The sequence below is a fragment of the Streptomyces sp. NPDC002785 genome, assembly GCF_040295565.1.
GTDB lineage: Bacteria > Actinomycetota > Actinomycetes > Streptomycetales > Streptomycetaceae > Streptomyces.
This window is the reverse complement of the sequence record NZ_JBEOVN010000231.1, coordinates 1-10,542: the sequence shown is the minus strand read 5'-3', so window position 1 is coordinate 10,542 and position 10,542 is coordinate 1. Positions and strand designations below refer to the sequence as shown.

Sequence of the window (10,542 nt, the reverse complement as noted above, 5' to 3'; positions counted from 1 at the left end):
CAGGACGCAGCCCCCACGCCTCGACCAGACGGAACAGCGCCACCTCGACCGCGAACAACGCAGGCTGGGTGAAGCCCGTCCGGCCGAGCAGCTCGGCGTCGTCACCGAACAGCACACCCTTCAGCGGACGGTCCATGTGCCGGTCCAGCTCGGCACACACCGCGTCCAGCGCCTCCGCGAAGGCGGGGAAGGCGTCGTACAGCTCACGGCCCATACCGAGCCGCTGACTGCCCTGACCCGTGAACAGGAACGCGCGCTTGCCGCCGACGGTCTTCCCCTGAACCAGTCCGGCTGCGGGCTCCTCGTGGGCGAGGGCCGTCACGGCCTGGAGGAAGCCCTCGCGATCGTCCGCGACGACCGCCGCACGGTGGTGGAAGGCGGCGCGGCCAGTGGCAAGGGAGTAGCCGAGGTCGGTGATGGACAGCTCGGGGTGCGCGGCCACATGGGCGAGCAGGTTCGCGGCCAGTTCCCGCAGGGCGGGCCGGCTCTTCGCCGACAGGGTCCACAACGGCAGCGCCGTGCCCGGGGCGCCGACCGGCTCCTCGGCCGCGGCGGCGGGCTCCGGCTCGGGGGCCTGCTCCAGCACCGTATGGGCGTTGGTGCCACTGATACCGAAGGAGGAGACGGCGGCGCGGCGCGGCTGGCCGGTCTCCGGCCAGGAGCGGGTCTCGGTCAGGAGCTGGACCGCGCCTGCCGTCCAGTCGACATTGGGGGTGGGCTCGTCGACGTGCAGGGTCTTGGGCAGCACGCCGTGCCGCATCGCCATGACCATCTTGATGATGCCCGCGACACCGGCGGCGGCCTGGGTGTGACCGATGTTCGACTTCACCGAGCCGAGCCACAGCGGCTGCTCCTCCGGCCGGTTGCGGCCGTAGGTGGCAAAGAGGGCCTGCGCCTCGATCGGGTCGCCGAGCGTGGTACCGGTGCCATGCGCTTCGACGACGTCGATCTGCCCGGGTGACAGCCGGGCGCCGGCCAGGGCCTGGCGGATGACGCGTTGCTGGGACGGGCCGTTGGGCGCGGTCAGACCGCTGCTGGCGCCGTCCTGGTTGATGGCCGAGCCGCGGACCAGGGCCAGCACCGGGTGGCCGTTCTTGCGGGCGTCGGAGAGCCGCTCCAGGAGCAGCATGCCCGCGCCCTCACCCCAGCCGGTGCCGTCGGCTGCGGCCGCGAAGGACTTGCAGCGGCCGTCGATGGCCAGGCCGCGCTGGCGGCTGAATTCGGTGAAGGTGCCGGGGGTGGACATGACGGTGACACCGCCGGCCAGGGCGAGCGTGCACTCGCCGGTGCGCAGCGCCTGCGCGGCCAGATGCAGGGCGACCAGGGAGGAGGAGCAGGCCGTGTCGATGGTGACGGCCGGGCCCTCCAGGCCGAAGGTGTACGACACCCGGCCCGACGCGATGGAGCCGGTGCTGCCGTTGCCGAGGAAGCCCTCGACGTCCTCGGGTGCCGAGTACAGCCGGGAGGCGTAGTCGTGGTACATCAGGCCGGCGAAGACGCCGGTGCGGCTGCCGCGCAGGGCCGTCGGGTCGATCCCTGCCCGCTCGAACGCCTCCCACGTGGTCTCCAGCAGCAACCGCTGCTGCGGGTCCATGGCCAGCGCCTCGCGCGGGCTGATTCCGAAGAACGCCGGGTCGAAGTCGGCGGCGTCGTGCAGGAAGCCGCCCTCGCGGACGTACTCCTCGTGTCCGGTCTCCGGGTCGGGGGCGAAGAGCACATCGTCGCCCCAGCCGCGGTTGACAGGGTACGGAGAGACCGCGTCTGCGCCGCGGGCCACCAGCTCCCACAGCTCCTCGGGGGTACGGACCCCGCCCGGGTAGCGGCAGCTCATCGCCACGATGGCGATGGGCTCCTGCTCCCGCTCCTCCACCTCACGCAGCCGCCGACGCGCCTCGCGCAGATCGGTCGTCGCCCGCTTGAGGTAGTCGAGGTACTTCTCCTCGTTCGCCACAGCCATTTGCGCCATCCCCACGTAACTAAGAGTTCCGAAAGCTCACGTGGAGCTGGTCAGTTGAGCCCGAGTTCGTCATCGAGCAGATCGAAGATCTCGTCTGCGGTAGCGGACTGGATCTCACGGTCCCCGGCAGCGCTGTCCGTCGCGCTTTGCGTCTCGTTCCACTTCGAAAGGAGATCACGCAGACGGGCGGCGATTCCGGGGCGTTCGACATCGTCCGGACCGATCACGGAGAGGATCGCTTCGAGTTTGTCGAGTTCCGCGTGTACGAGTGGCAGTGCGGAGTCCGCGCCGTCCAACCCGAGTTCCTCGCGCAGATATCCGGCGAGTGCGGTGGGTGTCGGGTAGTCGAAGATCAGCGTGACCGGCAGTCGCAGCCCGGCGGCCGCGCCCAGGCGGTTGCGCAGGTCCACGGCAGTCAGCGAGTCGAAGCCCAGGTCGAGGAAGCCCCGCCCGGTGTCGACGTCGTCCGGCCCGGCATGACCGAGCACGGCTGCCACGTGTGTCCGCACCAGATCCAGGAGTTCCCGGTCGCGCTCCGCCTCCGAGAGCCCGGCCAGCCGCTCGGTGAGCGAGCCGGTGGTCGCGGCGGCGACGACGCCGGCAGTCTCCGCGGCCCGCCGTGCGGGGGTGCGTACCAGGCCGCGCAGCAGCGTGGGCAGCATCCCGGCGGCGGCCTGGGCGCGCAGCGCCTTGGTGTCGAGCCGGATCGGGACCAGCACCGGCTCCTTCAGCATGCCGGACAGGTCGAAGAGCGCCAGGCCCTCGTCCTGTGGCAGCTGCGCGTAGCCACCGCGCCGCATCCGGATCACATCGGTTGTGTCCAGGCTGCCCGCCATGCCGCCGGCCGCCGCCCACAGGCCCCAGGCGAGCGAGGTCGCGGGCAGGCCGCGGGCCACGCGGTGCTGGGCCAGGGCGTCCAGGAAGGTGTTGGCCGAGGCGTAGTTGCCCTGCCCCGCGCTGCCGAAGGCACCGGCGGCGGAGGAGAAGAGCACGAACGCGGAAAGGTCCAGGTCCTGGGTCAGCTCGTGCAGGTTCCACGCGGCGTCGACCTTGGGGCGCAGCACCGCGTCGAGCCGTACGTCGGTCAGCGAGCCGATCACGCCGTCGTCCAGCACGCCCGCGGTGTGCACCACCGCGGTCAGGGGGTGTTCGGCGGGGATCGCGTCGAGGAGCCGCTCCAGCGCCTGGCGGTCGGCTGCGTCGCAGGCCGCCCAGGTGACCTCGGCGCCCAGTGCCGTCAGTTCGGCGGCGAGCTCGACTGCGCCGGGGGCCCGCTCGCCGCGCCGGCTGGCCAGCAGCAGGTGCCGTACGCCCCGCTCGGCCACCAGGTGGCGGGCGAACAGAGTGCCCAGCGTGCCGCCGGCGCCGGTCAGGAGCACCGTGCCGGACGGGTCGAACTCCGTGCCGGGGCCGGTGTCCTGGACCGGGACGCGGGCCAGCCGGAAGGCGTGCGCACCGCCGGAGCGCAGCGCGAGCTGCGGCTCGTCGGTGGCCAGCGCCGCGGGCAGTGCCCGTTGGGAGGCGTCGGTGGCGTCGGTGTCGACCAGGACGAGGCGTCCGGGATGCTCCGACTGCGCCGAACGGACCAGGCCCCACACCGTGGCGTGGGCCGGGTCTGCGAGGTCCTCGCCGGCCCGGGCCGCGACCGCGTCGCGGGTGACGAACACCAGTCGTGCGTCACCGAACCGGGTGTCCTTCACCCAGTTCCGCACCAGTTCCAGGGCGTCACGGGCTGCGGCCCTGGCGGCGTCGGGCAGTTGCTGCCCGGTGCCGGCCCCGGGCAGCGGTACGAAGACCACGTCCGGGACCGGTCCGTCCGCGTCGGCGAGAGCGGCCAGGTCGGCGTGGGCGTCCAGCGTCCGGCCGGCGACCGTGAACGGCTCCCCGCCCAGTGCCACCCAGCGGCCGCCCAGCGGGATCTCGCCGGTCTGTTCGGAGGGCAGTGGCAGTGCGGCCCACTCCGGCCGGAACAGCGACTCGTGGTGTGCGGTGCGCGAGGCGTCCAGCTGCTCCGCCGAGACCGGGCGCAGCACCAGCCCGTCGATGGAGGCCACGGCCGCTCCGGTGCTGTCGGCGAGCTGGAGCGCCACTCCTCCTCCGGTGGCGGCCGGTCGCAGCCGGGCTCGCAGGCCCGCGGCGCCGGCGGCGTGCAGGCGAACGCCGGTCCAGGCGAACGGCAGCCGTGCGCCCTCGCCGGAGCCGTCCAGGCCCAGCGTGTGCAGGGCGGCGTCCAGCAGCGCCGGGTGCAGCCCGAACGCGCCGGCCTGGGTCTCGTACCCCTGAGGGAGCCGGACCTCGGCGAACAGCTCGTCTCCGCTGCGCCAGGCGGCTGTCAGGCCCTGGAACACCGGTCCGTAGCCGAGTCCGGCCGCGGCCGCGCCCGTGTAGAAGTCGCCGGTGTCGATCGCGATCGCCTCGGTGGGGGGCCAGATGGCCGCGTCGAAGGGCTCGGCGGCAACGGTCGGGCCGGGGGTCAGGAAGCCGGTGGCGTGCCGGGTCCACGGCTCGTCGGCGTCGGCCTCCTCGCGGCGGGAGTGCAGGCTCAGGCCACGCCGCCCTGCCTCGTCGGCGGCTGTCAGCTCCAACCGCAGCTGCACCGCGCCCTGCTCGGGCAGGACCAGCGGCGTCTGGAGGGTCAGCTCGTCGACGCAGTCGCAGGCGACCTCTTCGCCGGCGCGCAGTGCAAGTTCGACAAAGGCCGTGCCCGGCAGCAGCACGGTGTCCATGACGGCGTGGTCGGCCAGCCAGGGGTGGGTGCGCAGCGACAGCCGGCCGGTGAACACCAGGCCGCCGGTGTCGGGCAGTTCGACCGCCGCGCCCAGCAGCGGGTGGTCCGCCGTCTCCAGGCCCGCGGAGGCAACGTCCTCGGCGGAGATGCCCACGTCCAGCCAGTAGCGGCGGCGCTGGAAGGGGTACGTCGGCAGGGTGACGCGCGCCGCGCCGGTGCCGGCGTAGAACGCCGCCCAGTCCAGGGTGACGCCCCGCACATGGGCCAGGGCCAGGGCAGTGGCCAGTGTCCGTGTCTCGGACCGGCCGGCGCGCAGCGCGGGCACGAAGGCCACGTCGGCGGCGTCGGCGGCGTCGGTCAGGCATTCCTCGGCCATGGCCGAGAGCACGCCGTCCGGGCCGAGTTCGATGAAGGTGGTCACGCCGGCCTCGTGCAGAGCGCGCACGCCGTCGAGGAAGCGGACGGCCTCGCGGACGTGCCGGACCCAGAACTCCGGCAGCCGGATCTCGTCGGCTGTGACCACGGTGCCGGTCAGGTGGGAGACGACCGGGATCTTCGGGGCGTGGAAGGTCAGTTTCTCCGCGAGCTTCCGGAAGTCCGCGAGCATGGGCTCCATGTGCGGCGAGTGGAAGGCGTGGCTGACGGTGAGCCGCTTGGTCTTGCGGCCCTGCGCCTCGAAGCCTGCGGCGATCTCCAGCGCTGCGTCCTCGTCGCCGGCGACGACCACGGAGGTGGGGCCGTTGAGGGCGGCGATGCCCACGCGCTCGTTCAGCAGCGGAAGCACTTCGTCCTCGGATGCCTGGAGGGCGATCATCGCTCCACCGGCCGGGAGTTCCTGCATCATCCGGCCGCGGGCTGCCACCAGTGCGGCCGCGTCCTCCAGGGACAGCACTCCCGCGACGTGCGCCGCGGCGAGCTCGCCGATGGAGTGGCCGGAGAGGTAGTCCGGCTGTATGCCCCAGGCCGTGACCAGGCGGAACAGTGCCACCTCAATGGCGAACAGCGCGGGCTGGGTGAAGCCGGTCCGGTCCAGCAGTTCGGCGTCGTCGCCGAACAGTACGGTCTTCAGCGGTCGGTCCATGTGCCGGTCCAGCTCGTCGCAGATCGCGTCCAGCGCCTCCGCGAACACGGGGTGGGCGGCGTACAGTTCACGGCCCATGCCGAGCCGCTGGCTGCCCTGACCGGAGAACAGGAACGCCACCTTGCCCTCGGTCGCGACGCCGCGCAGCACCTGTGCCGGATCGGCTTCGCCGCGCGCCAGCGCGTCCAGGGCGTGCAGTGCCTCGTCCGGGTCTGCGGCGACCAGTGCGGCCCGGTGCTCCAGCGCCGCGCGGGTGGTGACCAGCGAGTAGCCGAGGTCGGTCAGGCCGGACTCCGTGCGGTCGGCGCCCGCCGTCCCCGGTTGCTCGCCGATGCGGGCGCGAAGCCGCTGGGCCTGGGCCCGCAGCCCGTCCTCGCCCCGCGCGGACAGCAGCAGGGGCACGAAGGCCGGCCCGGCACCGAACCCGGGGGTCTCCGGTGCGGTCTCGGCCTCGTCGGCCGCCGGGGCCTGCTCGATGATGGCGTGTGCGTTGGTGCCGCTGATACCGAAGGAGGAGATGGCGGCCCGGCGCGGACGCCCGGCGCGCTGCCACTCCCTGGCCTCGGTCAGCAGCGAGACCGCGCCGGCGGACCAGTCGACGTGCGGCGAGGGCTCGTCCACGTGCAGTGTCTTGGGCAGGAGCTCGTGCCGCATGGCCAGCACCATCTTGATGACGCCGGCCACGCCGGAGGCGGCCTGGGTGTGGCCGAGGTTGGACTTCACCGAGCCCAGCCACAGCGGGCGGTCGGCGGGGCGGTCCTGGCCGTAGGTGGCCAGCAGCGCCTGCGCCTCGATCGGGTCACCCAGCGTCGTACCCGTGCCGTGCGCCTCAACCACGTCCACCTGGTCGCTGGAGAGCCGCGCGTTGGCCAGCGCCTGCCGGATGACGCGCTGCTGGGACGGGCCGTTGGGTGCGGTCAGGCCGTTGCTCGCACCGTCCTGGTTGACGGCCGAGCCACGGACGATCGCCAGCACCTCGTGGCCGTTCTTCCGGGCGTCGGAGAGCCGCTCCAGCAGGAGCATGCCCGCGCCCTCGCCCCAGCCGGTGCCGTCGGCGGCGGCCGCGAAGGACTTGCAGCGGCCGTCGGCGGCGAGCCCGCGCTGCCGACTGAACTCGATGAAGGTGCCGGGCGTGAACATCACGGTGACACCGCCGGCCAGCGCCAGGGTGCACTCGCCGTTGCGCAGCGCCTGCGCGGCCAGGTGCAGTGCGACCAGCGACGAGGAGCAGGCCGTGTCGACCGTGATGGCCGGGCCCTCCAGACCGAAGGTGTACGCCACCCGGCCGGATACGACGCTGCTGGAGCTGCCGGTGCCGAGGTAGCCCTCGACCTCCTCCGGCGCGGCGTGCAGTCGCGAGCCGTAGTCGTGGTACATCACACCGGCGAAGACACCTGTCTGGCTGCCGCGCACCGCCAGCGGGTCGATCCCGGCGCGTTCGAACGCTTCCCAGGCGGTCTCCAGCAGCAACCGCTGCTGCGGGTCCATGGCGAGCGCCTCGCGCGGCGAGATCCCGAAGAACGCCGCGTCGAACTCGGCGGCGTCGTGCAGGAAGCCGCCCTCACGGGCGTAGGAGGTGCCCTGGGTCTCCGGGTCCGGGTCGTAGAGCCCGTCCAGGTCCCATCCGCGGTTGTCGGGGAAGAGCGAGATGCCGTCGTTGCCGGTGGCGATCATCTGCCACAGGTCCTCGGGGGTGCGCACCCCGCCCGGGTAGCGGCAGCTCATCGCGACGATGGCGATCGGCTCGTCGTCACCGACGGCCGCCGTGACGGGAGCCGGGGCGAGCGCCGCGGTTCCGGTGTCTACCAGCTCGGTCCGCAGGTGGCGGGCGAGGACGCTCGGGTCCGGATAGTCGAAGACGAGAGTGGCGGGCAGCCGCAGCCCCGTCACCGCGTTCAGCTGATTACGCAGCTCCACCGCGGTCAGCGAGTCGAAGCCCAGCTCCTTGAACGCCCGGCCCGAACCGATCGTCTCCGCACCGGCATAGCCGAGCACGTTGGCCACCTGCCCACGGACCAGGTCCAGCAGCAACCGCTCCTGCTCGCTCTCGCTGAGCCCGGCAAGCCGCTGCACCAGACCCGACTCCCCCACGCCCGCCACGACGGCGTCGATCACGCGGCGCGCCGGAACGCGGACCAGGCCGCGCAGCAGTGCCGAGACGGAGCCGGCCGCGGCCTGCGTGCGCAGCGCCGCAATGTCCAGCCGCATCGGCACCAGCGCCGCGTCACCCGTCTCCAGAGCGGCGTCGAAGAGCCGCAGCCCGTCCGCGACGGACAGCGGCGGCACACCTGCGCGCCGCATGCGACTGATGTCGGCCTCGTCCAAGGTGCCGCCCATACCGCCACCGGCCCACAGACCCCATGCCAGCGCACTGGCCGGAAGCCCGGCAGCGGCACGGTGCTGAGCGAGAGCGTCCAGGAAGGCGTTGGCGGCGGCGTAGTTACCCTGCCCCGGACCACCGAAGACACCAGCCGCCGATGAGAACACCACGAACGCCGTCAGGTCCAGCCCGCGCGTCAACTCGTGCAAGTTCCACGCCGCGTCCACCTTCGGGCGGAATACGTGCGCGAGCCGCTCCGGCGTCAACGAGCCGATCGTGGCGTCGTCCAGCACACCCGCGGTGTGCACCACCGCGGTCAGCGGGTGCTCCGCCGGGATGGCAGCCAGCGTAGCGGCCAGCGCCTCACGATCGGCCGCGTCGCAGGCCGCCCAAGTCACGGCCGCGCCGGACTCGGCCAGCTCGGCGGCAAGTCCCTCCGCACCCGGCGCCTCAGCACCCCGCCGGCTCACCAGCAACAGGTTCCGCACACCATGCTCGGCAACCAGATGCCGGGTCACCAGCCCACCCAGCGAACCGCTGGCGCCCGTCACCAGTACCGTACCGTCGGCGGCCGGGCGGAACTCTCGCCCGGTGTTCGTGTCCACGGCCACCCGGGCCAGCCGCGGCGTGTACGCCACGCCTGCGCGGAGCGCGAGCTGTGTCTCGCCTACCGCCAGTGTGCCGGGGAGCGCGCGGAAGGACGCGTCGTCGCCGTCGAGGTCGACCAGCAGCAGCCGGTCCGGGTTCTCCGACTGCGCCGACCGCAGCAGGCCCCACACGGCGGCCCGCGCCACGTCGGCCACCGGTTCGCCCGGCGCGGCGGCCACCGCGCCGGCGGTCAGCACGACCAGCCGGGAGTCGGCGAACCGGTCGTCCGCCAGCCACGCCTGCACCAGGCCCAGCGCCTCCGCGGCGGCGTGGTGCGCGGTCGCGGCCGCGTCCCGGCCCTCACCCTTGCCGGGCGAGGCGAAGACGAACTCCGGTGCCTGGGCACCGGCATCGACCGCCGCGGCGAGCACGGCCAGGTCGGCGTACGAGGAGACGTCGGCACCGACGAGGTCACGGGGCCCCAGCACGGCCCAGCGTCCCGTGTCAGTCGTCTCGGTGGCGCTCGCCAGTCCGGTCCACTTCATGTGGAACAGCGACTCGTGGTAGGCGGTGCGCGCGGTCCGCAGTTGTTCGGCCGAGACCGGGCGCAGGCCGAGCGACTCGACGGCGGCGACCGGCGCGCCGGTCACATCGGCGATCTTCAGCCGGACGCTCTCGGCGCCCACCGGCGCGAGGTGGACGCGTAGCGCCGAAGCCCCGCCCGCGTACAGGGACACTCCGCCCCAGGCGAAGGGCAGTCGGCCCGTATCGTCGCTGACGCCGAGGCCACCGAGGCCGATGGCGTGCAGTGCGGAGTCCAGCAGCGCCGGGTGCAGACCGAAGCGGGCCGCCTCCTCCTGGGTCTCCTCGGGCAGCAGCACCTCGGCGAAGATCTCGCCGTCGCGCCGCCATGCCCTGCGCAGGCCCTGGAAGTCGGGGCCGTAGGCGAAGCCGATGTCCAGCAGACCCGCATAGCGGTCGCCCAGCTCGATCTCGACCGCGTCCACCGGAGGCCAGGCTGTCAACTCGAAGTCGGGCTGCGGCAGACCGTCGGCGGCTGCCAGCACACCGCCGGCGTGCCGGGTCCACGGCTCCTCGGCCGGGAGGTTCTCAAGCCGGGAGTACAGCGACAGCGGGCGCCGCCCCGTCTCGTCGGCCGCACCGACCGAGAGCCGCAGCTGAACGCCGCCCTGCTCGGGCAGTACCAGCGGCGCCTCCAGCGTCAGCTCATCGAGGTGTGGGCAGCCGACCTGGTCACCGGCCCGGATCGCCAGTTCCACGAAAGCCGTGCCCGGCAGCAGGACCGTGTCCATGATGGTGTGGCCCGCCAGCCACGGGTGCGTCGACAGCGCCAGGCGCCCGGTGAACAACACGCCGCCCGCGTCCGGAAGTTCGGCGCTCGCTCCGAGCAGCGGGTGCTCGGCCTCGCCCAGTCCCACGGCCGTGACATCACCGAGGTACAGCGAGGACACCTTCGGCCAGTATCGCTGGCGCTGGAAGGGGTACGTAGGCAGTGCGCCCGGCTCGATCCGCGCGGCACCGGTGCCGACGAAGAACGCCGTCCAGTCCACGGCCATGCCACGGACGTGTGCCCGCGCCACGGCCGCGACCAGCGCCTCGGCCTCGGGGCGCCCGGCGCGGAGTACCGGCGCGAAGGCCGTGTCTTCACCGGTGACGCACTCCTGGCCCATGGCCGCGAGCACCCCGTCGGGGCCGAGCTCGACGAACATGGTGACGCCCTGCGCCTCCAACGCACGGATTCCGTCCAGGAAACGGACCGCCTCACGGACATGACGCACCCAGAACGCCGGGCTGGTCACCTCCTCAGCAGAAACCAACGCACCCGTCAGACCAGAAACAATCGGAAT

Annotated in this window: 2 protein-coding genes; both read right to left on the bottom strand. The window is 73.0% G+C overall.

From position 1 onward, the window contains the following. Nucleotides 1-1,957 (bottom strand): type I polyketide synthase (locus ABTZ94_RS32935; RefSeq protein ID WP_351206369.1); only part of this gene is annotated, 1,957 nt, incomplete at its 3' end. 50 nt (nucleotides 1,958-2,007) lie between these two features. Then, on the bottom strand, nucleotides 2,008-10,542 hold an 8,535-nt coding region (locus ABTZ94_RS32930; protein ID WP_351206367.1), incomplete at its 5' end, for an SDR family NAD(P)-dependent oxidoreductase.